Here is a 26,301-nt window from a genome sequence, read left to right as displayed (position 1 = left end):
CTTTGCTCAGGGGCCGGACCGGCGGGTCCGGGGCTTGCGCGCCTTCAGCGGCTCACCGGGGGGACGGCCGGCGCGTCTGGCGTCCAGCGCCGACTGGAGGATCAGGACCGCTGCGGCCTGGTCCACGACGCCCCGGTGCGCCCGCCCCCGGACCCCGCTGCGGTGCAGGTTCCGGTGGGCGTCCACCGTGGTCAGACGTTCGTCGACCAGTCGCACCGGCACATCCAGACGCCGCTGCAGCGCACCAGCGTAGTCGCGGGCGCGGCGTGCGGCCAATCCCTCGTCCCCCGACAGCGAGCGCGGCAGGCCGACCACGACCCCGACGGCCCGCCGGTCGGCGACCTCCGCGGCGATCATTTCGAGGTCCGTCAGACCCTCCGCGTCCCTCCGCAGGGTCGCGACGGGATGGGCCAGCAGGCCGACGGGATCGCTGGCCGCCAGGCCGACCCGGGCCTCCCCGACGTCCACGCCCAGGAGCACCCCGTCGCCGGGGGTCACGGCCGCAGCTCGTCCTCGACCCGGCGCAACGCCTCGGCGGTCCGCGACGGGTCCTGGCCCCCACCCTGCGCCAGGTCGTCCTTGCCGCCGCCACCACCGCCCAGGGTCTGCGCGGCGACCTTCACGAGGGCGCCCGCCCGGATGCCCCGGCCGCGGGCCGCCTCGTTGGTGCCGACGACGACGTGGGGACGGCCGCCAGAGGTGCCGGTCAGCGCGACGACGACCGGCCGGTCCGTGCCCAGCCGACCGCGCAGGTCGGTCACGGCACGCCGCAGGTCGTCCCCGGTCGAGCCCTCGCCCAGGTCGTGCCCGAGGAAGGTCACCCCGCCGACGTCCCTGGCCCGGTCGGTGAGCGAGGCGGCCGCGGCGAGCGCCTGCTGGGCCTTGGCCTGGGCGATCTGCCGCTCGGCCTCCTTCAGCCGGGTCATCAGCTGGCCGATGCGGTCGGGCAGCTCCTCGGGGCGCACCTTCAAGGAGTCGGTGAGCTGGTTGACGATGACGTTCTCCCGGGCCAGGTGCTGGTAGGCGTCCGCACCGACCAGCGCCTCCACCCGCCGGACCCCCGACCCGATCGAGGCCTCGCCCATGATCTTGACGAGCGACAGCTGCGCGGAGTTGAGCACGTGCGTGCCGCCGCACAGCTCCAGCGACCAGGGGCCCCCGACGGAGACCACACGGACGACGTCCGGGTAGCGCTCGCCGAAGAGCGCCATCGCACCCATCTCCCGAGCCTGGGTCAGGGGCATCTCGGCGGCGCTGACCGCGAGGTCGTCCATCAGCCGCTCGTTGATCCGCGCCTCCACCGCGGCCAGCTCGTCGGGCGAGAGCCCGCGGGTGGACCGGAAGTCGAAGCGCAACCGGCCGGGGGCGTTCTCCGAACCGGCCTGGGTGGCGGTGTCGCCCAGCGCCTCCCGCAGCACCTTGTGAACGATGTGGGTGGCGGTGTGCGCGCGGGACACCGACGCGCGGCGCAGCGTGTCGATCTGGGCCGTGGCGGCCTCACCGACGGCGACCTGCCCCTCCAGCAGGCGGCCACGGTGGACCACGAGGCCGGGCATCGGCCGCTGGACGTCGGAGACCTCCACGACGGCGCCGCCGGCCAGCCGGATGACGCCGTGGTCGGCCAGCTGTCCTCCGGCCTCGGCGTAGAAGGGGGTGCTGCCCAGGACGAGCTCCACCTCGGCACCACCGCCGTCGACGTCCCTGCTGGTCGCGCTGAGCCGCTCAACCTCCTGACCACCGGTGAACAGGCCGACGACGGGCGCCTCGCCGGTGGTCCGGTCGTAACCGGTGAACTCCACGGGACGGCCGAGCCGGTCCGCGACCTGCCGGTAGGAGGTGACCTCCCCGTGCCCCGCCTTCTTGGAGCGGGCGTCGGCCTTGGCCCGCTGCCGCTGCTCGGTCATGAGGGTGCGGAACCCCTCCTCGTCGACGGACAGGCCCTGCTCGGCCGCCATCTCGAGGGTCAGGTCGATCGGGAACCCGTAGGTGTCGTGCAGCTGGAAGGCCTGGCCGCCGGCCAGCGTCGTGGACCCCGTCTCCTTGGCCCGGGCGACGGCGGTGTCCAGGATGGTGGTGCCGCTGGCCAGGGTGCGGCGGAACGCCTCCTCCTCGGCGTAGGCGACCTCGCTGATCCGCGCCCAGTCCCGCTCGAGCTCGGGGTAGGACTGCTTCATGACGTCCTTGCTCACGGGCAGCAGCTGCGGCAGCGCGGCGTCCTGGACGCCCAGCAGGCGCATCGAGCGCACCGCACGGCGCAGCAGCCGGCGCAGCACGTAGCCACGGCCCTCGTTGCCGGGGGTGACCCCGTCGCCCATGAGCATCAGCCCGGACCGGACGTGGTCGGCGACGACCCGGAAGCGGACGTCGTCGTCGTGGTCCTTGCCGTAGGCGCGGCCGGAGAGGTCCTCGGCCCGCTCGATGACCGGGTAGACCTCGTCGATCTCGTAGAGGTTGTCCACCCCCTGCAGGAGGTAGGCGACCCGCTCCAGACCCATCCCGGTGTCGATGTTCTTGCGCGGCAGCTCGCCGGCGATGTCGACGTCGGTCTTGGACCGCACGGCCGACAGCTCGTCCTGCATGAAGACGAGGTTCCAGATCTCCAGGAAACGGTCCTCGTCGACGACCGGCCCGCCGTCGGGACCGTGCTCGGGACCCCGGTCGATGTAGATCTCGCTGCAGGGGCCACCGGGGCCGGGGACGCCCATCGACCAGTAGTTGTCCGCGGGTCCGCGCCGCTGGATGCGTTCCTGGGGCAGCCCGGCGATCCGGTGCCACAGGTCGGCGGCCTCGTCGTCCCCGTCGAGGACGGTCACCCAGACCGAGTCCGGGTCGAAGCCGAGGAACCCGTCGTCCTGGGACCCGGTGACAAACTCCCAGGCGTAGGAGATCGCGCCCTCCTTGAAGTAGTCGCCGAAGGAGAAGTTGCCGTTCATCTGGAAGAAGGTGCCGTGCCGGGTGGTCCGCCCGACCTCCTCGATGTCGAGGGTCCGCACGCACTTCTGCACCGACGTCGCCCGTGCCCAGGGCGCCGACTCCTGGCCAAGGAAGTACGGCTTGAAGGGCACCATGCCTGCGTTGACGAAGAGCAGGTTGGGGTCGTCGTAGACCAGGGGGGCGCTGGGGACGACGGTGTGGCCCTTGCTCTCGAAGAACCTCAACCAGCGACGGCGGATCTCGGCGGTTTCCATGGTCTCCTCACCAGGGGGCAGACGGACCTTGCCACTCTAGCCGCCGTCACCGGCCGCGGACGATCCGCCGCAGCTCGGCCCAGCGGACCGCGAGCCGTTCCTCCCATCCGCGCGTCGTCGGATGGTAGTAGTCCACGTCCGCCGCGAGCAGGTCGTCGGGAAGGTACTGCTGGGGGCCGACGCCGGCGGGTTCGTCGTGGCTGTACCGGTACCCCTCGCCGTGCCCGAGCCGGGCGGCACCGGCATACCCGCTCCCCCGCAGGTGCGGCGGCACCGCCCCGCCCCGGCCCGCACGCACGTCGGCGACGGCGGCGTTGATCGCGGCGTAGGCGGCGTTGGACTTGGGGGCCAGCGCGTTGTGGACGACGGCCTGGGCCAGCACGATCCGGGCCTCGGGCATCCCGATCTGGGCGACGGCGTGCATCGCGGCGACGGCCGTCTGCAGGGCCGTCGGGTCGGCCATGCCCACGTCCTCGCTGGCGGCGATGACGATGCGGCGCGCGATAAAGCGGGGGTCCTCCCCCGCCTCCAGCTGCCGGGCCAGGTAGTGCAGCGCCGCGTCGACGTCGCTGCCGCGCATCGACTTGATGAAGGCGCTGGCAACGTCGTAGTGCTGGTCCCCCGCCCGGTCGTAGCGCACCGCGGCGGTCGCCACGGCCTGCTCGACCGTCGCCAGGGTGATCGGGGCCGGCTCGTCCTCCCGGCCGGCGGGGCGCTCGTCGGCCGCCACCCCGGCCGCCGCCTCCAGGGTGGTCAGGGCCCGCCGGGCGTCGCCACCGGCCATCCGCACGACGTGGTCCAGCGCGTCGTCGTCGAGCGTGAACCCGCCGGCCAGCCCGCGCTCGTCGGCGAGCGCCCGGCGGACGACCGCCGCGACCTGCTCGTCGGTCAACGACTCCAGCCGGACCATGACGGACCGGGACAGCAACGGGGCGATGATGGAGAAGGTGGGGTTCTCCGTGGTGGCGGCCACGAGGATGACCAGGCGGTTCTCCACCCCGGGCAGCAGGGCGTCCTGCTGGGCCTTGGTGAACCGGTGGATCTCGTCGAGGAAGAGGACCGTGGCCCGACCGTGCAGCGACCGCTCGCGCACCGCCTCCTCCATGACCCCACGCACGTCCTTGACCCCGGCCGTCACCGCGGAGAGCTCGACGAACCGGCGGTCGGCGGCCGTGGCGACCAGGTGGGCGAGCGTGGTCTTGCCGGTCCCCGGCGGCCCCCAGAGGATCGCCGACAACGGTCCGGCGACCCCGGCGTGCCCCTCGATGAGGCGACGCATCGGCGACCCCGGTCGCAGGACCTCCTGCTGACCCGCGACCTCCTCCAGGGTGCGGGGTCGCATCCGGACCGCCAGCGGGGGTCGCAGGTCACCCTCGGGTGCGGCACCGTCGGCCCCCGTGGCTAGGCTGAAGAGGTCTGATCCACCGCTCGACACCCTGGTGAGGCTACCCGTGGCCGGTGCGCACCGCCCTCCTCGTCGTCCGCTGCTGGCGGCCCTCGGCCGGTCGACGGTCCGCCACCGCTGGTGGTACCTGGTCACCTGGTCCGTCCTGGTCGTCGCCGCCTTCGTCACGGCCCTGGGCCTGGGGCCGGGGCCGGGCCTGTTCGACCGGCTGACCTCCGGCGCGATCGAGGCGCCCGGGGACGCCCTGGTCGTCCAGGACGTCACCTCGGCCGACGCGGACGGCCCCGCCCTCATCGGGTCGGTGACCGGGGCCGACCTGCAGGACCCCGAGCTCGTGGGCGCGGTCGCCGCCTTCGCCGAGGACGCCGGCGAGGTCGACGGGGTGGCGGGGGTCGAGGCGCCGGTGCTGCACCCACGGTGGCCGGCGGCGCCCGAGGCCCTCGTCGCCGTGCGCGACCAGGACCCCGCCGGCGGTGCCTTCCTCCTCACCGTCGAGCTCGAGCCCGAGGTGACCTTCCCCCAGGCCCGGGACGTGCTCGTGGGCCTGGAGACGGCATACGCGGGGTCCCTCGCCGAGCGCACGGAGGCCGTGGACTGGGGCGGCGTCCCGCTGCTCGTGGACGACATCACCGACCAGATCCAGGTCGACCTGCAACGGGGCGAGGGCATCGCGCTGCCCATCTCGCTCGTCATCATGGTCGTCGTCTTCGGCGGTGTCCTGGCCGCCCTCATGCCGATCCTCGGGGCGGTGGCCAGCATCGGGGGCGGGCTGGCGATCCTGCTGGGGTTCTCCTACCTCATCGACCTCGACGCCACCGTCGTCAACATCGTCACCGTCATGGGCCTGGCCCTGTGCATCGACTACGGCCTGCTGCTCGTCTCCCGGTTCCGGGAGGAGCTGGACGCGGTCGCCCCGGGGGTGCGGCACCGCGACCTGTCCGCCGAGCAGGTCGAGGCCGCGGTCGTGGGCGCCCTGACGACCGCCGGCCGGACGGTCCTCTTCTCCGGGCTCATCGTGGGGATCGCCCTGTCGGGGCTGGTCCTGTTCGAGGCGCCCATCATGCGGGCCATCGGCGCCGCCGGCGTCGCGGTCGTCGTGGTCGCCCTGCTCGTGGCCCTCACCCTCGTGCCGGCCCTCGCGGCCACCTGGGCACGGCGGCTGGGGCACCGCAGGGGCGCCGGCGCCGTCACCGACGACGGCGTGTTCAGCCGGCTGGCGTGGGCCGTGCAGCGACGGCCGGTGGTCACGGTCGTGGCCAGCACCGCCGTCCTGCTCGCCCTCGCCTGGCCGGCCCTGGGCCTGCGCCTGACCTCCTCGGGCACGGACCTGCTCCCGCCCGGGGCCGACCAGCGGGTCTTCTTCGAGCAGCTGGAGGAGGACTACCCCCTCGTCGCCGCGCCCGACGTGGTGGTCCTGGCGCAGGCTCCCGACGACGAGGTCGAGGCCTGGGCCGAGACGGCCGCGGCGGTCGACGGCGTGCTGTCGGTCGACCCGCCGCAGGACCTCGGCACCTGGCCCGAGGACGTGCCGCTCGCGGCCGGTGCCGACGCCGACGCGCCCCTCGTGCGCCTCGGGGTGCGGGTCGAGGAGGGTCCTCTCGGCGAGCCCGCCAGGGAGGTCGTCGACGCCCTGAGGGCGGCTCCGCCACCGGCCGACGGGGAGGTCTGGGTCGGTGGCCAGGCGGCCTCGCTGGCCGACTTCGTCGACTCCGTCTGGGACCGGGCAGGCTGGGCCGCGGGCTGGATCGCCGGCGCCACGGTCGTGCTGCTCTTCCTGCTCAGCGGGTCGGTCGTCATCCCCCTCAAGGCGGTGGTGCTGAACGTGATCTCGCTGGGCGCGAGCCTGGGCCTGACCGTCCTGGTCTTCCAGCACGGGAACCTGGAGGGGCTGCTGGGCTTCGAGTCGGTGGGCGCCCTGGAGTCCGTGATCCCGCTGCTGGTGCTGGCCTTCGGGTTCGGGCTCTCGATGGACTACGAGGTCTTCCTGCTCTCCCGGGTCATCGAGCTGCACGAGCAGGGGCAGGACGACGACACCGCGGTCCGGCTGGGGGTGCAGCGGTCGGGCCGGATCATCACGTCCGCGGCGCTGATCATGATCGTCGTCTTCGCCGGCTTCGCCGCGGGGCACATGCTGGCCATCAAGCAGACGGGGTTCGCCCTGGCGGCCGCCGTCCTGGTGGACGCCACGCTCGTGCGGATGCTCCTCGTGCCCGCGACGATGACGCTGCTCGGCCGGTGGAACTGGTGGGCCCCGGGCTGGCTGCGACGCGTGCACGCCCGGGTGGGCGTCTCCGAGCGCGCCCCGGCCAGAGGGGTATGAGGATGCGCCGGATCACCTCGCACGAGGAGCTGGTGCAGCTCTCGGCGGGCGACCCGTGGGTGCGCTGGTCCCTGGACCCCGGTCTCCCCGGCGAGGTGTGGGTCCACGAGGGGGTCGCGCTCGTCGAACGTCTGGGCGTGCGCCGGGGGTTCTGGGTCGCGCCGCTGCCCGACGCCGCCGGCCCCGCCGTGCGGGCGGCGCTGGTGGCCCTGCGGGACGGGGGGCATCTGGAGCGGTTGCGCAGCAGGTCGGTCTCCGTGGTGCGCGAGCACGCCGCCCTCGCCTCCGAGGTGCTCGACCTGGGGGACGGCGGCGACTGGGACTGGATGTGGACCACCACCCCTCCCCCGGTCGATCCACGGGAGGACGAGCTGGTGGACCTGGACGACACGCGGGACGCGGACGAGCTGGCGGCCTTCGCCCGGGAGCACAACCCCCGCATGTGGACCGAGGTCGGCACGGGCCGGGTGATCCGATGGGTCGGCCGCCGCGACGTCGCCGGGAGGCTCACCGCCGTGGGCGGCGCCGAACGGGAGGCCGGCGGGGTGCCGCACCTCGCCGGGATCGTCACCGCCACCGGCGAGCGGGGTCGCGGCTGGGGAGGCGTGGTCACGGCCGCCCTGACGAGGTGGTCGCTGCACGGGCACGGGGTGTGCACCCTCGGCGTCTTCGCCGACAACGAGGTCGCCCTACGGGTCTACCGGCGTCTGGGCTACCGCACGGCCCGGGCCTGGCACAGCCGTCGGCTCCCGAACGGGTGACGTCCGTCCTTGCCGATCCGGGACCTTCGGCCCTACTACCGACCGTAGGAATCCGACAGGGTGATGACATGCCCCTCCACGGGGCGGCCGCCGGCCCAGGCCGGCGGGACATCACGATCCGGGCCCCCTGCCCGGAGGAGGTTCTTCGGCATGGCACAACGTCTTCGTCTCGTCGGGATCATGCTCATGGTCTTCGGCCTGGTCTTCCTCATCGGCTCCGGCGTCGCCTTCAAGATGTACCAGGACGGCCGGCACTCCCTGCAGAGCTTCAGCGAGGTCCAGGGCGTCGAGCTGTCCTACAACGAGGACGGTCAGCTGGTGGACCGGGGCACCACGGAGGAGGCCGACGCCATCATGACCATGCTCGAGGACGAGTGGGGCTACCCCGTCTCCGGCATGGAGATGGACGCCGACGACCCGCTGGTCAACACCGCCAGCGAGTACATGTTCCAGATGGCCACCGTCGTGCACCACGTCATCAACGGCACCACCGAGGTCACCCTCACCGAGGACCAGCTCGTCGACGCCGAGGGCAACGCCCTCACCGAGCTGCAGGTCGGCGACGAGACCCTGCAGGTCCCCGACCCGGTCCCCGCCGAGGGCTGGACCGTCGAGTACCCCAACGGCGGCAAGTACTGGAGCGACTTCGACCGCACCAACCCGGCCGACGCCGCCGCCCGCGGTGACATCTGGACCGGCACCGTCCACGGCCTCGTCGGCGAGCTCGGCGTGGGCACCGTGACCGCCTCCGCCCTCAAGCTGGCCCTGGGCCTGACCGCCCTCATCGCCGGCCTGGGCGTCATCAACATCCTCACCGGCGCCGGTCTCTTCTGGGCCGCCGGAGCCGCCCGCCGCGACGACCGTCCGGTCGCCGACGCGGACGACCGTCGGGTCCTGGTCGACCAGACCGCCTGATCCGCCGCGGCGCAGGCCCCGCCCCCGGTCCACCGGGGGCGGGGCCTCGACGTCGGGCCTGACACCGGTCCTGCCCGGGGGGGGTGCGAGCCGTCAGGGCGCCAGCGACGGGACCGGCAGGCCCAGTGAGCGCAGGATGCGTCGGGCGGCGTGCAGGCCGGACATGCCGTGCACGCCCGGCCCGGGAGGGGTCGAGGCCGAGCACAGCCAGACACCGGGTGCGACGGCATACGGATCCGGCCGGAGGGTGGGGCGGGACACCATGTGCCACAACGAGATCGCCCCTCCGGAGATGTCCCCGTCCGGGTATGCGGCGTTGTGCTCGGCCATCCGGTCGGCGGGGGTCACCACACAGTCCTCGACGAGGTCCCGGAAGCCGGGGGCGAAGCGCTCGATCTGGGCCTCGGCCTCGGCCCGCACGTCCCGGGCCGAGCCGCGGGGCACGTGGGCATAGGCCCAGAGCGGTCGCAGGCCGGTCCGGCCCTGCCGGCCCGGGTCCAGGGCAACGGGATCGCTGACCAGCATCATGGGCCGGTCCGCGTGCCGCCCGGCGGCCACCTCGGCCTCCGCCCGGCGCATGTCGGCCACGTCGCCGCCCAGGTGGACCGTCCCGGCCCGGCCGACGTCGGGGTGGGCCCAGGGGACGGGGCCGGAGAGCACGAAGTCCAGCTTGCACACCCCTGCCCCGACGGGCAGCGACCGCAGCCGGGACCGGTAGGGCTCGGCCAGCAGGTCGGCGGCGACCCTGGCGTGCGTGTCGAGCAGGGTGACCCGTGCGGGCGGCAGGTCGCCCCGCCCCCGCACCGGGTGGTCGAGGACCACCTGACCGCCGTGCGCGCGCAGGTCGGCCAGGAGCGCCTCGGTGATCCGGCCGATGCCGCCGCGGACCAGCGGCCAGCCGTGCGGCCCGTGCGCGAGGGCACCGAGGTAGGCGGCGGTGCCCGCGGCAGCCGGGGAGGGGATCCGGGTGATGGTGTGCGCCGCGACACCGGTGATGAGCGCGTGGGCCTCCGGCGTGCGCCACCACCGGTCGCCCCCCGGCCCGGAGAGGACGGCCAGCGCCTGGAGGAAGGCCGCCGCCGCCGGTGGGGTCCCGACTCCCCGCCAGGGCACGGACCGCTTGTCCGACAGCGCGATCGCGGCGACCTCGTCCCGCCACCGCACGAGCGGGCCGACCAGCCGGCGCCAGGCCGTCGCGTCCTCGCCCAGGCCCTGGGCCGTGCGGTCGAGGTCCCGCCAGGCGATCCCCGCCCGTCCCCCGTCCAGCGGCTGGGCGTAGGAGGCCTCCGGCACGAGGAGCTCGACGCCCCGCGCGGCCAGGTCGAACTCCTCGAAGAAGGTCGACCCGGCCACCGCTGCCGGCACCGCCGCGCACACGTCGCGCACGAGCCCCTCGTCGGGCGGCACGCCCGGCCCCACCAGCGGCAGGGTCCGCACCCCGCCGCCCGGGGTTCGCTGACCCTCGAGGACGGTGACCTGCAAGCCGGCCCTGGCCAGGCTGACGGCGGCCGCCAGGCCGTTGGGGCCGGAGCCCACCACGACGGCGTCGACGGGTCGAGGGCTCATGGCCTCACGCTAGCCGTGGGGCCGGTGCGCCGCCGTCCGGAGGCGCACCGGCGCAGTCCGCGGCCTCAGCTCGTGCTCGGGGAGACCTGCGGCGCCCCCTGGGGGGCGGGGGACTCCTCGTCCGGCACGGCGTCGATGCCGGCCTCCGCGCGCTGCTCGGGGGTGATCGGCGCGGGCGCCTCGGTCAGCGGGTCGAAACCGCCACCGGTCTTGGGGAAAGCGATGACGTCGCGGATCGAGTCGGTGCCCGCCAGCAGGGCCACGATCCGGTCCCACCCGAAGGCGATGCCGCCGTGCGGCGGGGCGCCGAACCTGAACGCCTCGAGCAGGAAGCCGAACTTCTCCTGCGCCTGCTCCGGCGTCAGCCCCATGATCGCGAAGACCCGCTCCTGCACGTCCCGACGGTGGATACGGATGGAGCCGCCGCCGATCTCGTTGCCGTTGCAGACCAGGTCGTAGGCGTACGCGAGCGCGGCACCCGGGTCCTCCTCGAGGGAGTCGAGGAACTCCGCCTTGGGCGAGGTGAACGCGTGGTGCACCGCCGTCCAGGCCCCCGAGCCCACGGCCACGTCGCCCGCCTCCACGGCCTCGCCGGCGGGCTCGAAGAGGGGGGCGTCGACGACCCACACGAAGCTCCACGCGGACTCGTCGACCAGGCCGGCGCGCCGGGCGATCTCGAGCCGGGCGGCGCCCAGGAGGGCCCGGGCCGGCCTGGTCGGGCCGGCGGCGAAGAAGACGGCGTCGCCCGGGGCGGCGCCGACGTGCGCGGCCAGCCCGGCCCGCTCCTCCTCCGAGATGTTCTTGGCCACGGGACCGCCCAGCGTGCCGTCGTCACCGACGGTCACGTAGGCCAGGCCCTTGGCGCCGCGCTGCTTGGCCCACTCCTGCCAGGCGTCGAACTGACGACGGGGCTGGGACCCGCCGCCGGGCATGACGACGGCCCCGACGTGCTCGGCCTGGAACACCCGGAAGGGGGTCCCGGCGAAGAAGGCGGTGCAGTCGGTCAGCTCGAGGTCGAAGCGCAGGTCGGGCTTGTCGGTGCCGTAGCGGGCCATCGCCTCGGCGTAGGTGATCCGGGGGAACGGGGTCTCCAGCTCGATCCCCTGGACCGCCCAGACGGCCCGGGCCACGGCCTCGCCGAGCTCGATGACGTCGTCCTGGTCCACGAAGCTCATCTCGATGTCGAGCTGGGTGAACTCCGGCTGCCGGTCGGCGCGAAAGTCCTCGTCGCGGTAGCAGCGGGCGATCTGGTAGTAGCGCTCCATCCCGGCGACCATGAGCAGCTGCTTGAACAGCTGGGGGCTCTGGGGCAGGGCGTACCAGCTGCCGGGCTGCAGCCGGGCGGGCACGAGGAAGTCGCGGGCCCCCTCGGGGGTGGAGCGGGTCAGCGTCGGGGTCTCGACCTCGACGAAGTCACGTTCGGCCAGCACGGTGCGGGCGGCCGCGTTGACCTTCGAGCGCAGCCGCAGGTTGGCGCCCGCCGAGCTGGCGCCGGGGCGACGCAGGTCGAGGTAGCGGTGCCGCAGGCGGGCCTCCTCCCCCACGCTGACCCGCTCGTCGATCTGGAACGGCAGCGGGGCCGACTCGCTGAGCACCTCGATGTCGGTGGCGACCACGTCGATGGCGCCCGTGGGCAGGTCGGGGTTGACGTCCTTGTCCGCGCGGGCGGTCACCTCGCCGGTCACCCGGACGCAGTACTCGCTGCGCAGGTCGTGGGCCGTGCCGGTGAGCACCTCGTCGCGGGCGACGACCTGGACGACGCCGCTGGCGTCCCGCAGGTCGACGAAGGCCACGCCTCCGTGGTCGCGGCGCCGGGCCACCCACCCGCTGAGGGTGACCGTGGTGCCGACGTGCTCGGCGCGCAGGGTGCCGGCCTCGTGGGTGCGAAGCATGATGTCTCCTCTCGGGTCGTGTCCCGGAGGGACGGGTGCCCCTCCGGAAGGCAGCCCGGACAGGTGTGGGCGGGGGCCAGGTCGCGGTGCCACCACACCTTCGCCGAGGGATCCTCGGCCTCTCGTCGGTCCGCCGGACGCGCGGTGCCCGGGTCGGGCCCCGGGGGGCCCGGGCGGGTCGTCACTCCGCCCCCGCGCACGAGGAGTCAGTGTAGCCGTGCCGCCAGGGCGAGCACGCCGACGATCATCGGCCCGTTGCGCACCTGCCCGCCCAGCACGGCGGCCACCACGTCGGGCACGCGGACCCAGCCCACCGGCATACCCGCCTCCTCGTGCTCGCGCACGTGCCGCTCCCCGGCGGGGACCTCCGACAGGCCGGTGGCGACGAACGCGGTGATGACCTCGCCGAGGCTGCCCGGGGACGGGGTGAAGGAGAGCAGCTGCTCCCAGTGCTCGGCCCGCAGGTCGGCCTCCTCGGCCAGCTCGCGCCGGGCCGCTCGGAGCGGGTCCTCCCCCTCCACGTCGAGGAGCCCGGCGGGCAGCTCCCAGTCCTCGGCGGCGACGGGGTGGCGGTACTGACGGATGAGCAGCACCTCGGGCCCCCCGCGGTCCTCCCGGACGGCCAGGACGAGGACGGCGCCGTCGTGCTCCACGACGTCGCGGGTGACCACGCTCCCGCCGCCGAGGTCGACCTGGTCGCGCCGGACGTCCCAGACCTTGCCGGTGAACGCCACCTCGCTGGCGACCACGGGCCGGCGGCCCGGCAGGTCGTGCAGGTCGGCGGCGCTCAGGCGGGGTGCGTCCAGGCTCATGCGCCTACGGTATGCGTCGCCCGGCCGGGTTCACTCGGGCAGCTCGTGCTGGTGGTGGCGTCCCTCGACCTCGACGAGGCGCTGGGCGCGCTGCTGGTCGAGCGCGGCCGCGACGAGACCGGAGAAGAGCGGGTGGGCGTGGTCGGGCCGGGACTTGAACTCCGGGTGCGCCTGCGTCGAGACGTAGTAGGGGTGCACGTCGGCCGGGAGCTCGACGAACTCGACCAGCGTCCCGTCCGGGGAGGTGCCGCTGATCACCAGGCCGGCCTCGACGAGACGGTCGCGGTAGGCGTTGTTGACCTCGTAGCGGTGGCGGTGCCGCTCGGTGACCTGGGTGGTCCCGTAGGCCTGGGCCACCACCGAGCCCTCCTGGAGGACCGCCGGGTAGGACCCCAGCCGCATGGTCCCCCCGAGGTCCCCCGCGCCCTCGACGATCGACTTCTGCTCCTCCATGGTGGCGATGACCGGCTCGGCGGTCTGCGGGTCGAACTCGGTGGAGCTGGCCCCCTCGATCCCGGCCACGTGGCGGGCGTGCTCGATGACCATGGCCTGCAGCCCCAGGCAGATGCCCAGGGTCGGCACGCCCCGTTCGCGGGCCCAGCGCAGGGCCCCGATCTTGCCCTCGATGCCGCGCACCCCGAAGCCGCCGGGGACGAGGATGGCGTCCACGCCACCCAGCGCCGTGCTGGCGCCGGCGTCGGTGCGGCAGTCGTCGGAGGCCACCCACCGGATGTCCACCTTGGCGTCGTGCCGGAACCCGCCGGCGCGCAGCGCCTCGGTCACCGACAGGTAGGCGTCCGGGAGGTCGACGTACTTGCCGACCAGGGCGATCTCGATGCGGTGCTCCGGCTCGTGCACCCGCTCCAGGAGCGCGTCCCACGCCGACCAGTCGACGTCCTTGAACGGCATCCCCAGGTGGCGCACGACGTAGGCGTCGAGCATCTCGGCATGCAGGACCTTGGGGATGTCGTAGATGCTCGGCGCGTCGATGCAGGCCGCCACGCCGTCGTTGTCGACGTCGCACATGAGCGAGATCTTGCGCTTGATGCCCTCGGGGATGACCCGGTCGGCCCGCAGCACGAGGGCGTCGGGGGTGATGCCCACCTGCCGCAGCGCCGCCACCGAGTGCTGCGTGGGCTTGGTCTTCAGCTCGCCGCTGGGCGCCAGGTAGGGGACGAGCGAGACGTGCAGGAAGAAGCAGTTGGCCCGGCCGATGTCGTGCCGGACCTGGCGGGCGGCCTCGAGGAAGGGCAGCGACTCGATGTCACCCACGGTGCCGCCGATCTCGGTGATGATGATGTCCGGCCGCTCACCCGGGTCGGCGTCCGCGGCCGCCCGCATCCGGGCCTTGATCTCGTTGGTGACGTGCGGGATGACCTGCACCGTGTCGCCGAGGTACTCACCACGACGCTCACGGGCGATGACGTCGTTGTAGACCTGCCCGGTGGTGACGTTGGACCGCCCGGAGAGGTTGGTGTTGAGGAAGCGCTCGTAGTGGCCGATGTCGAGGTCGCACTCGGCGCCGTCCTCGGTCACGAAGACCTCGCCGTGCTGGAAGGGGTTCATGGTCCCCGGGTCGACGTTGATGTAGGGGTCCAGCTTCTGCATGGTCACCCGCAGCCCGCGCGAGCGGAGCAGGAACCCCAGGCTGGAGGCCGTCAACCCCTTCCCCAGCGAGGAGGCCACGCCCCCGGTCACAAAGATGTGCTTCGTCGTCTCCGCCACGGGCTGCCAGTCTACGTCACGCGCCGGCCGGTCCGGGCCGGGGGTGGTCGGCCAGGACACGCTCGTATGCCGCGACCGCCGCCGCCACCGCGTCCGCCTCGGTCGGCAGCTCCGCGGCCCGGACCGCGGCCCGGCCGCGCAGGATCGTCCGCTCGGCGGGGTGCTCGAGCAGGCCCCGGACCGCGTCCGCGAGCCCGGCCGCGACCTGGTCGTCCCCGCCCTGGTCCGGCACCAGGACGGCGGCACCTCCCACGACGAGGGCCGTGCCGCCGACGTCCGTCGCCACGACCGGGGCCCGCTGCAGGAGTGCCTCCTGCAGCCACACCGGCTGACCCTCCCAGCGGGCGGCCGACAGGACGACGTCGGCCCCGGCGAGCAGGTCCGGGACGTCGGTGCGGTGCCCGAGCAGGTGCAGGTCCGCACGTCCGCGGGCCGCGGTTCCGAGCTGCTCCTCCTCCGGCCCCTCCCCGGCGACCACGAGGTGGACCCCCGCCGGGCCGGCGGACCCGGAACGGTTGAGGTGGTCCAGCATCGCCACCGCCCTGGCCAGTCCCTTCTGGGGCGCCAGCCGGCCCACGACGAGCACGACCGTCGCGTCGGGCTCGAGACCGGCGGCCGCGCGAAGCTGCTGCCGGGCGGCGGCCGGGTTCCGGCGGGCAGCGGCGGGCGCGGGGACCACCGCGAGGTCGACGGCGGCGGCACCGGCCGTCCGCGCCCGCACGGCCAGGTCCGGGGAGACCGCCAGGAGCAGGTCCGACCGGGCGGCGACCAGACGTTCCATCCCCGTGTAGACCAGCCGGTCGGCCCGCCCGTCCGGAGGTGCGTTGTGCGTCGTCACCACGAGGGGGTCCGACCGGCGGAGGGCCACCGAGCACAGTGCCCCCGCGCGCAGGCCGTGCGCGTGCACGACGTCCGCCGTGGCACCGACGGCCCGCAGCACCCGCACGGCGCGCGCGTCGCGGACCGGGTGGGCAGAGGCACCGACCGTCAGGGGGACGATCTGGGCGTGCTGGCCGAGGTCGAACCGTGCGGCGACCTCCGACGGGCAGGCGACGACCACGCGGTGCCCGCCGGCCGCCAGACCGGCGGCCAGCATCTGCACGTGCCGGCCGACCCCGCCGGCGACCAGGGCGGTGACCAGCAGCACCCGCGCCGGTCGACGCAGCCTCACCGTTCCCCCTCCCCCGCGGGGACCTCCGCGCCGGCGGCGCCGCCGGCTCCGGGGTCCGGGCTCCTGCGGGTGTGCCCCCGGCGTCGCACGTGCGCCACCGTCCCGGGGTCGGCCACGCCGAGCCCGACCACCGCGCAGACCAGCACGGCGAGGCCGACGAGGAAGGCCCGCCCGAGAGTCGGGACCCATCCGTCGGCAGGCTCGCCGAGGACCATCTCGGCGAGGAGCACCACGGGCACCGCACCCAGGAGCACCCCGAGCCCCGACCGGGCCGCCCGGCGCCCGGCGCCGGCTCCCCACGCCAGCCGCAGCTCGCGCAGGAGCAGCAGCCCCGCGACGGTCATGCCGACGGAGGAGCCGGCGGCCAGGAGCCCCAGGGTGGTCCCGACCGTCGCGTCCGCCGGTGCCAGCACCAGGGGGACCAGTCCCGCGACCGCCCAGCCCGCCCCGGCCGCCGCCGCCGCCCGCAGGGGCGACCCGTGCGCGTACAGCGCGCGGGTGGCCACGGCCAGCACGGCGAACCCGGGCAGCCCCGAGGCCAGCAGCCCCAGGGTGGGCGGCAGGGCGGCCAGGCTCTCGGCCCCCGGACCGTCGGCCCCGGCGTCGAGGAGCACGAGGGCCCGGCCGACCTCGCGGCGCAGCGCGACGAGGACCGCTGCGGCCAGCACCGCGGCGGCGACCACGCCGGCCAGGGTCTGGTGCAGCACGGCCTGCCCCCGGCCTCGCCCTGCGCTGAGCCGGGGGAAGCTGACCGTGGCCAGCGGGACGACAAGCACCGCGTAGGGCAGCAGGTAGGCGGTCTGGGCATAGGTCCAGACGTTGATGGCGGCGACTCCGGTGGCCGCGTTGCTCAGCAGGAGGACGACGACGGTCGTCGTCTGCTGGGCCAGCACGACCGCGACCCCTGCCAGGACCAGCAATCCGGCGCGGGTGCCCGTCCCCTCCGGGAAGCGCCAGGTCGGACGCCAGCGCAGCTCCAGCCGGGTGGCCGGTCCGAGGACGGGCAGGACGAGGGCGACGACCCCGAGGGTGGTGCCTCCGGCCAGCAACCACAGCGCGGACGCGGGCAGCGCCTCCAGCGGGGCCGTGGGGTCGTGGAGGGCGCCGAAGGCGAGGTAGACGGTGATGACGACCAGGCTGGAGACCACCGGGGCGGTCGCCGCGGCCAGGAACCGGCCGTGTGCGTGCAGGACGCCGGTGAGGACGATGCCCACCCCGTAGAGGAGGACCTGGGGCGCGAACAGCAGGAGCATGAGCTCGCCGGCGGCCCGCGCCTCCGCCGCAGAGCACCCTTCGACGCCACCCAGCAGCCACCCCGTCAGTGGCCCGGCGGCGAGGGCGACGACCACCGCCAGCGGGAGCAGGACCGTCACGGTCCAGGTCAGCAGGGCCGACGCGGTCCGGCCGGCCAGGTCGTCCCGGCCGCGGTGCAGGTGGCCGGCGACGAGGGGAACGGCCACCGCGGCGAGCGCACCGCCGGCCGCGACCTCGAAGAGCACGTTCGGCACCAGGTTGGCCGTGCCGTAGACCTGGCCCACGCAGGTGGCTCCCACCGCGTGGGAGAAGACCACCCAGCGGACCAGCCCGACGGCCCGGGCCAGCAGGGTGACGCCGGCGACGAGGCCGGCGGCGGCGAGCAGGCCGCCCCCGCCCCTTCGCACCGAGGAGGTCACCGCTGCCGGCCCCACCGGTCCAGCGTGCGCAGCACGGGGGTGGACTCGATGACCCGGGTGAAGCTGACCCGTTCGCTGGCAAGGGTGAGTCCGGTCAGGACGGCCAGCGTGGCCCACCGTCCGCGAGGACCCATCCGGTGCGCCGCCGCCGCCCCCACGGCTGCCCCCAGGGGGTTGGCCCCCGTGTCCCCGAGCATGGTGCGTCCGGCGAGGTCGTCCGGCAGCACGACCAGTCCTGCCCCGCTCACCGCGGCCGCGGCCGGCTGGCCGCGCACGACCAGGGGCAGCGCCGCGGTCAGGGCGACCTTGAGGGCGCGCCCGGGGCGCAGGTCGAGCAGGTTCGCCAGGTTGGCCGCCCCGGCGACCACCCCGGCACCCGCGAGCGTGTGCGGACCGGTGCCGCCCGGGACGCGGGCGTCGGCGGGCGCGACGGCCAGGAGTCCTGCCACGCCGAGCGCGACGACCTTCAGCGCTCCGGTGGTAGGTCGTCCGTCGCGGAAGGCCCGCAGATGTCCCCCGAGCCCCCGGGCGGACCCGTCGCCCGCCAGGTCGTCGAGGCCGCCGGCGGCGGCCGCCAGCAGCACCGCCCCCGCCGCGGCGGGCCTGGCGGCGAGGAGGGCCGCCGCCGTGCCGCCGGCGAGGGCCACCCCCTCCACGAGGGAGACGGTGGCCCCGGCGTGGTTGGTGCGGAGCCAGCGGGCGCGGCCCCCGGGCAGTCCACCACCGGCGTCCAGGCGGCGGATCCCCGCCGTGACCGTGGCCGCCACCAGGGCAGTCGTGAGGGTGCGCAGTGGTCGGGCGGGCCTCACGGGACGGGTGCCTCCGTGGCCCCGTCCTCGACGGTCCCGTCCTGGACCGCCCCGTCCTGGACCGCCCCGTCCTCGGCGGGGGGCGGAGCCGGCGCCCCGTCGGTGCTCCCCGTCTCCGGAGGGACGCCGACGTCCAGGTCGGCCCGGACGGGGGGTACCACGGGCACGGGGGCCTGGGCAAGCCGGCCGAGGCCGTAGTGGCCGGCGCGGTCCCGGGTCTCCCAGGCCAGGGCCAGGACCGTGGCGATCCGGCCGGACACCCCCTCGAGATCGTCGACGGTGGACAGCTCGCCGCTGAGCTCACGGTCCTGCCGCACCGCGGCCAGGAACGGGTCGAGCGCGTCGGGGCCGCCGTCCGGGCCGAGCGCAGGTCGGCTCTCCGTCCCTGTGCCCGTGACCACGGTCGGCACCTCCAGCGCGGCCAGGGCGGCGGCGAGGTCGATCCGGTGGGCCAGGGCGTCGGCGTCCTCGGCCTCGGCGGTGGGGTCCCCCGCCTCGGCCGCGAGCCCGCCGGCCACGACCACCAGCCCGTCGGGAGGCCGGCGGTCCCGCACCGTCCCGTCGGCCGGCTCGTCCCAGGTCACGTCGACGAGGTCGGCCTCGGCGAGGTCGTCCAGGGCCACGAGCCAGGCCCCCAGCTGCCCGGTCTCGTCGGCTCCGGCCAGCGCCGCGGCCAGGATGCTCGGGAAGGTCGGCCCGCCCCCGTCCGCCGGCTCCGGCTCGGAGAGGCTCGCCGCCAGCGTCGCGAGCAGCTCGGCACGGTCCGCCGGCAGCGGTTCGACGTCCCACCGCGCGTCCACGTCGACCGTGAGCGCCACCTGGGCCCCGGCGTCCTGCAGCCGCTCCCGGAGGTCGTCCAGCGGGTCCCGGTCCGCCCCGGGGAGCACCACCAGGCCGACGCGGGCACCGGTGAGCGTCCCCGACACCGCCCTGCTCCCGGTACGGTGCAGGCCCTCCTCCCGCGCGTCGGCCAGGCGGCGGGCCTCGTCGACGTCCTCCCGCAGGCTGACCCGTTCCTCGCGCAGCTGGGAGACCTCCCCCTCGAGCGTGGTGGAGAGCCCCTCGCGCAACGGCCCGGCCCCCAGCACGATGCCGACGGCGAGCGCGATGAAGACGGCCACCAGGGAGACGAGGTGGTAACGGAAGTCGATCACCTAGAACAGCCCCTCGACCCAGGCCCAGACATCGTCCCATCGTACGGCCAGCACACCGAAGAAGGCCCGCCCTCCCGGGGTCGCAGCCAGAGCGACGAGCATGGCGGTCATCCCGGCGAGCACCAGCCACACGAGGGAGCCGGTGGAGATGCGCGAGCGGTAGAGCAGGCTCACCCCCTTGGCGTCCACGAGCTTGCTTCCCACCCGGAGCCTGGTGAGAAAGGTGCTGGCCATCCCCTGGCGCCCCTTGTCGAGGAACTCGACCAGGGTGGCGTGGGTGCCGACGGCCACGATCAGCTCGGCCCCCTTCTCGTCCGCGAGCAGCATCGCGATGTCCTCGCTGGTGCCCGGGGCGGGCAGGACGACCGCGTCCCGGACGCCCAGGGCCTCCACCCGCTCCAGACCAGGCGCCGTCCCGTCCCGGTAGGCGTGCACCACCACCTCCGCCCCGCTGGCGAGCGCCCGGTCCGAGACCGAGTCCATGTCCCCGACGATGAGGTCGGGCGTCAGGCCCTGCTCGATGAGGGCGTCCGCACCCCCGTCCACCCCGATGAGGACCGGACGGGCCTCCCGGATGAAGGGGCGCAGCGTGTGCAGGTCCTCCTTGTAGTGGTAGCCACGGACCACGACCAGGGCGTAGCGCCCGGTCAGGTCCGTGCGCAACGGTGGGATGCCGATGCCGTCCAGGAGCAGGTCCCGCTCGGCCCGCACGTAGTCCATCGTGTTCTGGGAGAACGCCTCGATCTGGTCGGAGAGGTTGGACCGCGCATCCTGCAGCTGGGCCTCCACCAGCGCCGCGGTGAGCCGGACGCCCCGGGCCAGGACCCGCTCCTCCGCCCGCAGCTCGTCGCCCTCGAGGGTGACGGGGGTCCCCTCGGCGATCTGCATCACCGCGGGACCGGCCAGGTCCAGCACGGGGATCCCTGCCTCCAGCAGGATCTGCGGTCCGCGGTTGGGATAGGTCCCGGACGTGCTGGGGGCGGCGTTGACGACCGCGGCGGGCCGGCACGCCACGAGCGCGTGGGCGCTGACCTGGTCGAGGTCGTCGTGGTCGATCACCGCGACGTCGCCGGGCTGCAACCGCTTGGTTAGCTCCTTGGTCCGCGGGTCGACCCGCGCCGGGCCGGTCACGGGGGCCGGCTCCTGCGCAGCGGTCCGCCGCGGGCGGGATGGCCGGCTCACGGGGCGCCCACCGCCGTCATGCCCGAGCCTCCAGCCCCCGGCGGGCGAGGAGCTCCCGCGCGTGCTCCGTCGCCGCCCGGGAGTCGGCGACCCCGCCCAGCATGCGGGCCAGCTCGGACTCCCGGTCGGCCCCGTCGACGACGACGACGTCGCTGCGGGTCACCTGTCCGTCGCTGCTCTTGCGGACCACCAGGTGGCGGTCGGCGTAGGCGGCCACCTGGCCCAGGTGGGTGACCACGACGACCTGGGCTGTACGGGCCAGACGGGCCAGCCGGGCTCCCAGGTCGAGGGCCGCGCTGCCGCCGACCCCGGCGTCGACCTCGTCGAACACGTAGGTCGGCAGGCTGTCGTCGCCGCAGACGACCTCCAGGGCGAGCATCACCCGGGACAGCTCGCCGCCGGAGGCCGCACGGGCCACCGACCGGGGCGGCGCGCCGGGATTGGCGGACAGCCGGATCTCGACGTCGTCCAGGCCGTGCCGGCGCGGCACGGCCTGCCGACCGTCGGGCAGGGGCACTGTGCCCGGTGGCTCGTCCCCGGAGCTGGTCGGCTCGTCGGTCTCGCGGCTCTGCGCGCGGGCGTCGGGGCCGGTCGCAGCGGCCGGACGTCGCCCCACGTGAACCACCACCTCGGCGGTCCCCATCGCCAGATGGCTGAGCTCCTCGCCGACCTCCCGACCTACGCGTCGCGCCGTCTCCTCGCGGACGGACGACAGCTGAGCGCCGAGCCGACCCACCTGCACCCGCAGGGACTCGGTCCGCCGGGCGAGCTCGTCCACGTCGTCGGCCGACAGGTCGAGGCGGGACAGCTCGTCGCGGGCCTCCCGGGCGAACCGGAGCAGCTCCCGGGTGGTGGGGCCGAAGCGCCGCAGCAGCGCGGTGAGGTCGGCCCGACGTCGGTGCACCGCGTCCAGGCGTTCGGCGTCGACGTCCACCCCGGCGGCGTAGCCGGACAGGTCGGAGGCCAGGTCGGAGGCGAGGTAGCCGATCTCGTCGAGGCGGCGCCGCAGCGCGTCGAGCTCGGGATCGTGGGCCGCGGCCGGGGCGAGCGCCGAGGATGCGGTCGAGACCAGCTGCGCCACGCTGGCGACGTCCACCCCGGGGTCGTCCGGCCCCACGAGCGCGTCGTGCGCGGCCCACGAGGCGGTCTGCAGCTCCTCGGCGTGGCTGAGGCGTTCGGACTCCGCCCGCAGGTCGTCCTCCTCGCCCTCCTGGGGGTCCAGCCCGTCGATCTCGGTGAGCGCTGCCCGCAGGACGTCGACCCGCAGGCTGCGCTCGGCGGCGCCGCGGACGACCTCGACCAGACGGTGGCGCGCCGCCTGCCACGCGTCGAAGACCTCCTCGTAGGCCTCGAGGGCGGCGGCGAGCTCAGGCCCCCCTGCCGTGTCGAGCAGGATCCGGTGCTGCTCCGCGTCCCGCAGGCGCCACTGGTCGGCCTGGCCGTGCACCGCCACCAGGTGCTGCCCGACCTCGGCCAGGACGGCGACGGGAGCGGACCGGCCGCCGACGTAGGCCCGCGAGCGTCCTTCCGTGGCGACCGTCCGGACCAGCAGGACCCCGTCCGAGGCGTCGCCGCCGGCCTCGGTCACCCGCCGCGCGGCCGGATGGTCGGCCGGCACGTCCACCTCCCCCTCGACCACGGCCTGGGGGGTGCCCGAACGCACCAGCCCGGCGTCGGCCCTGGCACCCAGCAGCAGGCCCAGCCCGCTGACCACCATGGTCTTGCCGGCACCGGTCTCACCGGTGATGACGTTGAGCCCCGGGCTCAGGTCGAGCTCGGCCTCGTCGATGACACCCAGGCCCTGGATGCGGATGCGTCGCAGGGTCATACGGGCGCGTCCTCCACCGGTGCGGGCCCCGGTCCCCGCCAGCCGGTGACCGGCAGCTCGAACTTGGCCACCAGCCGGTCGGCGAAGGGTTCGTGGCCGAGGCGGGCGAGGAGGACGGGGACGGACGAGCGACGTACCTCGATCCGGGCGCCCGGCGGCAGCTCGACCGTGCGTCGTCCGTCGCACCACATCACGCCGGCCACGTAGGAGTGCGGGACGACCTCCACGGCCAGGTGCGTCCGGGGACCCAGGACCAGCGGGCGGGCGAACAGGGCGTGCGCGGAGATCGGCACGAGCAGGAGGGCCTCCACGTCGGGCCAGACCACGGGCCCGCCGCCGGAGAAGGCGTAGGCGGTCGACCCGGTCGGCGTGGCCATGACGACCCCGTCGCACCCCCACGTCGACAACGGCCGCCCGTCCACCTCGACCGCCACCTCGAGCATCCGTTCCCGGGCGGACTTCTCCACAGACGCCTCGTTGAGCGCCCAGTTGTGCGCGACGGGACGGCCGTCGTGGAGCACGTCGACCTCCAGGGTCATCCGTTCCTCCACGTGGTAGTCGCGCTCCACGATGCGCTCGACGATGGTGTCCACGTCGTCCCGCTCGGCCTCCGCGAGGAACCCGACCCGCCCCATGTTGACCCCGAGCAGCGGCGTCCCGGCCGGACGGGCGATCTCGGCTCCGCGCAGGATCGTCCCGTCGCCGCCGAAGACGACGACGAGCTCGCACCCCGACGCGTCCACGTGGGGCGGGACCGGGCTCTTGGGGGAGACCACCCGGTCGGTCCGGACGATCTCGTGCGTCGGGTCCCCCTCGGGGACGACCTCGACCGCGATGCCGTGGGCGGCCAACCTCTGCTCGAACGCCTCGGCCAGTCCGGGGACCTCGGGTCGGGAGGGATGGGTCACGAGCATGATGCGTCGGGTCACTCCTCCTCCTCCCTCAGGCTGGCGAGCCGGTCGTGGACCGCCTCCGGTGTCAGGGCCCAGCCAATCATGTCGGTCCGACGGGGCCGCAGCCACAGCAGGTACTCGACGTTGCCGTGGCTGCCGGTCAGGGGCGACCGCAGGATGCCGTGGGGGCACAGACCTGCCTGGTCCGCGGTGGCCAGCACGGCACGCAGGACCTGGTGCCGCTGCTCGGCCGAGCGCACCACCCCGTCCCGGGGAAGGCCGGCACGGCCCACCTCGAACTGCGGCTTGACGAGGAGGACGAGCTGACCGTCGGGGGCGGTCAGTGTGGCCAGGACCGGAAGGACGGTGCGGAGGCTGATGAAGGAGAGGTCGCCCACGACGACGTCGACCGGCCCTCCGACCGTGTCGGGAACGGTGTCGCGGATGCTGGTCCCGGACAGGTCACGCACGCGGGGGTCGTCGCGGAGGTCGTGGTGGAGCTGGTCGTGGCCCACGTCCAGGGCCAGGACGGAGGCGGCCCCGGCAGCCAGCAGGGCCTGGGTGAACCCACCTGTCGAGGCGCCCACGTCGAGGCACCGTCGCCCCGTGACCGTCAGACCCTGGGGTGCCCACTCCTGCAGCGCGTGGCGCAGCTTCAGGGCGCCCCGGCCGACCCAGCCCTCGCTGACCCAGGCGCTGGCCGCCCCTTCGTCGGCGTCGTCGAGGACGACCTCCTGGCCGTCGCCGACCGGTGTGGCGGGCCGACGCACCGGGCTCCCGTCGACCCGTACCCGTCCGTCGCGCACGAGCAGCTGCGCCTGGGTCCGGGAGGGGGCCAGTCCGCGCCGGACGAGGGCCGCGTCCAGTCTGGTGCTCATCCCGGGGGTCCGGGACGGGCCTGTCCTGGTCCGTTCGACGTGCCAGGGTCGTTCAGCCGCCGCTGCAGGGCGCGGTGCGCGTCGACCACGGCCTCGACCGGGTCCCCGTCCCCGGCGAGCCGCCGGTCCAGGTCGTCGAGCGCACCGTCCACGACGTCGTCCCCGGTGACGGGCCTGGGGTGAGGGTCGCCGGCAGCGGTCACCTGTCCCGCCCCCACAGGTGGGCCAGGTCGCCGATGGTGTCCACGACGTGGTCCGGGCGCAGCGACGGCTCCAGGGAGCTGACCTCGTCGGCGGTCGAGACACCCGTGAGGACAAGGGCGCTGGGCACGCCGGCACGGGCCGCCCCGGCGATGTCGGTGTCCAGCCTGTCCCCGATCATCAGGCAGTCCTGGGACCGCAGCCCGAGCCGGTCGAGGGCGACCTCGTACGCGGTGCCGTGGGGCTTGCCCACGACCGTGGGTTGCACCCCCGTCGCGCTGCGGACCGCGGCGACGAGGGAGCCGTTGCCCACGGCCAGTCCGCGCGTGGTGGGCAGCGTGGCGTCGTCGTTGGTGGCGATCCAGGCCGCACCCTGCCGGATCGCGTAGGCCGCCTCGGTCAGGTCCTGGACGTCGAGCCGCGGTCCGTAGCCCTGGACGACGGCCGCCACGTCGGCCACGCCCGTCGCGCCCGAGCGCTCCCGCTGACGGGTCGTCGTGATCCACGCCAGCCCGTGCTCGTCCAGCGCGGCACCGACCCCGGCACCCCCCACGGCCAGCACGGGTCGGTCCTGGTCGACGGTGAGCCGACCCTGGGATCTGAGCGCGGCGACCTCGGCCGCCGCCACCTGGGACGCCGTCAGCACGTCGTCCGGCCCGGCGGCCACGCCGAGCCCCTGCAGCTGGTCGGCGACCGCCTGAGGTGTCCTGGAGGCGTTGTTGGTCATGTAGAGGATTCGCACGCCGGCCTCGCGCGCCGAGGCCAGTCCCTCGACGGCGCCGTCGCAGGGCGCGTCCCCGCGGTAGACCACGCCGTCCAGGTCGCACAGGATGCCGTGGAGGAGCGCGGTCACGCGGAGGCTCCCGGTCCTTCGCCGGTGGCCTCCCGCCGTCCGTCCACGCCACCCTGGCCCTGCTCGTCGTCGGTCTCCTCGCCCTCGAGGAGGTCCACGACCTCCGGCTCCTCCTCGTAGCCCAGCCGCTCCCGTGCGTCGGTGTCACCGGTCTCGTCCAGTTCCGCGGCGCTGGCGTACCAGCGCTGGGCCTCGTCGTCCTGTCCGTCGGCCTCCAGCGCCGCCGCGTAGGCGTACCGCAGGCGCGCGGCCCACGGCGAGGTCGCCTTCCCCGCCAGCACGAGGTCCCGCAGGCTCTGGACGGCCGCCGCGGTCTGCCCCATGTCCAGCCGGGCCCCCGAGACGACGATGGCCATCTCGATCTGCTCTGCCGCCGGGAGGCGACGGACCCCCGGCCCCGCCCCGAGCTCCAGCGCCCGTTCCGGCCGGCCCAACCCGCGCTCGGTGTCGGCGATGAGGGGCAGCAGGTGATCCTGCCCGGACAGCCGGCGGGCCGTCCTGAACTCCCCCAGCGCCTTGCTCCACTCACCTCGCCGGTAGTGCACGACACCGAGGGTCTCCCGGACGCCGGCCACCCGCCCAGCACGCTTGGCGGCCGCCTGCGCGTGGGCCAGCGCCCGGTCGAAGTCCTCTGCGTCCAGCGCACGCCCCACGGCGACCAGGTGCCGCGCCGTCCCGTCGGCATTGTCCTTGCTCAGGGTGCGCAACTCGGCCCGCAGGACCTTGTCGAGCTGACCAGCCTCGATGTCCTCGGGGATCTCCGGCTCCGGGACCCGGCGCGGCCGATCGCTCCGGTCGCGTGCGTCGTCGCCACGTCCTCCGCGCGCCTCCCGAGGCGGCCCCGACCGACCGTCGCGGCGAGGTCCGCCCCGCTCGCTCCGGCCGCGGGCCCCGCGATCACGTTGCTCGTTCACCCTCGCTCCTCCTGTCGTCGGACGCCTCATCCTCCCAGACCACTGCGCCGCTGAGGACCCGTGACATGGGTGTGGGCCCCCAGGGTCCCGGTCGACACAGTGTGTCGTCCGGGCCCTGAGGGCCCACACCATCAATGGTGGTCCGGCGGTGTCCTACTCTC

Annotated in this window: 21 protein-coding genes; 3 read left to right on the top strand and 18 right to left on the bottom strand. The window is 74.9% G+C overall.

The window, feature by feature from the left end; all coding sequences use genetic code 11:
- Positions 1–6 precede the first annotated feature (6 nt).
- The 3 genes from ruvX to FJR00_RS10495 are packed head-to-tail and all read right to left on the bottom strand — an operon-like array spanning position 7 to position 4,623.
- Complete coding sequence (gene ruvX / locus FJR00_RS10505; protein ID WP_075958972.1) at positions 7–498, bottom strand: Holliday junction resolvase RuvX; 492 nt, start codon at positions 496–498, stop codon at positions 7–9.
- A complete protein-coding gene (alaS, locus tag FJR00_RS10500; RefSeq protein ID WP_141338693.1) occupies positions 495–3,188 on the bottom strand; it encodes an alanine--tRNA ligase in 2,694 nt (897 codons plus the stop codon). Before alaS ends, ruvX begins: the two co-directional genes overlap by 4 nt.
- A gap of 46 nt (positions 3,189–3,234) precedes the next feature.
- A complete protein-coding gene (locus FJR00_RS10495) occupies positions 3,235–4,623 on the bottom strand; it encodes a replication-associated recombination protein A (protein WP_377465367.1) in 1,389 nt (462 codons plus the stop codon).
- A 16-nt stretch (positions 4,624–4,639) separates the two neighbouring features.
- Here FJR00_RS10495 and FJR00_RS10490 point away from each other — a divergent pair, with 16 nt between their 5' ends.
- The 3 genes from FJR00_RS10490 (at position 4,640) to FJR00_RS10480 (ending at position 8,589) form a co-directional block, all read left to right on the top strand.
- Positions 4,640–6,913, top strand: a complete 2,274-nt coding sequence (locus FJR00_RS10490; RefSeq protein ID WP_238330433.1) for an MMPL family transporter — start codon at positions 4,640–4,642, stop codon at positions 6,911–6,913.
- Between the two features lie 2 nt (positions 6,914–6,915).
- Positions 6,916–7,674 (top strand): GNAT family N-acetyltransferase, encoded by a 759-nt coding sequence (locus FJR00_RS10485; RefSeq protein ID WP_238330432.1) that lies wholly within the window; start codon positions 6,916–6,918, stop codon positions 7,672–7,674.
- Positions 7,675–7,824: 150 nt separating this feature from the next.
- Complete coding sequence (locus FJR00_RS10480; RefSeq protein ID WP_141338691.1) at positions 7,825–8,589, top strand: hypothetical protein; 765 nt, start codon at positions 7,825–7,827, stop codon at positions 8,587–8,589.
- A 93-nt stretch (positions 8,590–8,682) separates the two neighbouring features.
- On the opposite strand, the gene FJR00_RS10475 is transcribed toward FJR00_RS10480, so the two are convergent.
- From FJR00_RS10475 to FJR00_RS10405, 15 genes are all read right to left on the bottom strand, one after another.
- Positions 8,683–10,155, bottom strand: coding sequence for a phytoene desaturase family protein (locus tag FJR00_RS10475; protein WP_141338690.1), 1,473 nt, complete (start codon positions 10,153–10,155; stop codon positions 8,683–8,685).
- Positions 10,156–10,220: 65 nt separating this feature from the next.
- Positions 10,221–12,047, bottom strand: a complete 1,827-nt coding sequence (gene aspS, locus FJR00_RS10470; protein ID WP_141338689.1) for an aspartate--tRNA ligase — start codon at positions 12,045–12,047, stop codon at positions 10,221–10,223.
- Positions 12,048–12,253: 206 nt separating this feature from the next.
- The gene (locus FJR00_RS10465; RefSeq protein ID WP_141338688.1) at positions 12,254–12,859 is read right to left on the bottom strand and encodes an NUDIX domain-containing protein; all 606 of its coding nucleotides are present in this window, start codon (positions 12,857–12,859) and stop codon (positions 12,254–12,256) included.
- Positions 12,860–12,889: 30 nt separating this feature from the next.
- Positions 12,890–14,584 carry a CTP synthase gene (locus tag FJR00_RS10460; protein ID WP_141338687.1) on the bottom strand — a complete coding sequence of 565 codons (1,695 nt, stop codon included), beginning with the start codon at positions 14,582–14,584 and terminating at the stop codon, positions 12,890–12,892.
- Positions 14,585–14,600: 16 nt separating this feature from the next.
- Positions 14,601–15,755, bottom strand: a complete 1,155-nt coding sequence (locus FJR00_RS10455) for a glycosyltransferase family 4 protein (protein ID WP_181409591.1) — start codon at positions 15,753–15,755, stop codon at positions 14,601–14,603.
- The gene (murJ, locus tag FJR00_RS10450; RefSeq protein WP_181409590.1) at positions 15,752–17,443 is read right to left on the bottom strand and encodes a murein biosynthesis integral membrane protein MurJ; all 1,692 of its coding nucleotides are present in this window, start codon (positions 17,441–17,443) and stop codon (positions 15,752–15,754) included. The genes FJR00_RS10455 and murJ overlap by 4 nt, the downstream gene beginning before the upstream one ends.
- Entirely contained in the window at positions 17,425–18,195 is a 771-nt protein-coding gene (locus tag FJR00_RS10445; RefSeq protein ID WP_238330431.1) for a hypothetical protein, read from the bottom strand. Before FJR00_RS10445 ends, murJ begins: the two co-directional genes overlap by 19 nt.
- Before the next feature lie 38 nt (positions 18,196–18,233).
- A complete protein-coding gene (locus tag FJR00_RS10440) occupies positions 18,234–19,391 on the bottom strand; it encodes a copper transporter (protein WP_141338683.1) in 1,158 nt (385 codons plus the stop codon).
- Positions 19,392–20,522 carry a putative cytokinetic ring protein SteA gene (steA, locus tag FJR00_RS10435; RefSeq protein WP_238330430.1) on the bottom strand — a complete coding sequence of 377 codons (1,131 nt, stop codon included), beginning with the start codon at positions 20,520–20,522 and terminating at the stop codon, positions 19,392–19,394.
- A gap of 67 nt (positions 20,523–20,589) precedes the next feature.
- On the bottom strand, positions 20,590–22,401 hold the full coding sequence (gene recN, locus FJR00_RS10430; RefSeq protein WP_141338681.1) for a DNA repair protein RecN: 1,812 nt from the start codon (positions 22,399–22,401) through the stop codon (positions 20,590–20,592).
- The gene (locus FJR00_RS10425) at positions 22,398–23,330 is read right to left on the bottom strand and encodes an NAD kinase (RefSeq protein WP_202876649.1); all 933 of its coding nucleotides are present in this window, start codon (positions 23,328–23,330) and stop codon (positions 22,398–22,400) included. The genes recN and FJR00_RS10425 overlap by 4 nt, the downstream gene beginning before the upstream one ends.
- Entirely contained in the window at positions 23,327–24,172 is an 846-nt protein-coding gene (locus FJR00_RS10420) for a TlyA family RNA methyltransferase (RefSeq protein ID WP_141338680.1), read from the bottom strand. Before FJR00_RS10420 ends, FJR00_RS10425 begins: the two co-directional genes overlap by 4 nt.
- On the bottom strand, positions 24,169–24,375 hold the full coding sequence (locus tag FJR00_RS10415; RefSeq protein WP_141338679.1) for a hypothetical protein: 207 nt from the start codon (positions 24,373–24,375) through the stop codon (positions 24,169–24,171). The genes FJR00_RS10420 and FJR00_RS10415 overlap by 4 nt, the downstream gene beginning before the upstream one ends.
- Positions 24,372–25,226, bottom strand: a complete 855-nt coding sequence (locus FJR00_RS10410; protein ID WP_075958957.1) for an HAD-IIA family hydrolase — start codon at positions 25,224–25,226, stop codon at positions 24,372–24,374. Before FJR00_RS10410 ends, FJR00_RS10415 begins: the two co-directional genes overlap by 4 nt.
- Complete coding sequence (locus FJR00_RS10405; protein ID WP_181409588.1) at positions 25,223–26,140, bottom strand: tetratricopeptide repeat protein; 918 nt, start codon at positions 26,138–26,140, stop codon at positions 25,223–25,225. Before FJR00_RS10405 ends, FJR00_RS10410 begins: the two co-directional genes overlap by 4 nt.
- Between the last annotated feature and the right edge of the window lie 161 nt (positions 26,141–26,301).

It is taken from the genome of Ornithinimicrobium kibberense (genome assembly GCF_006519705.1).
Lineage (GTDB): Bacteria > Actinomycetota > Actinomycetes > Actinomycetales > Dermatophilaceae > Ornithinicoccus > Ornithinicoccus kibberensis.
Note: the sequence above shows the minus strand (reverse complement) of the source record. Positions and strands in the feature narration are given on the sequence as shown.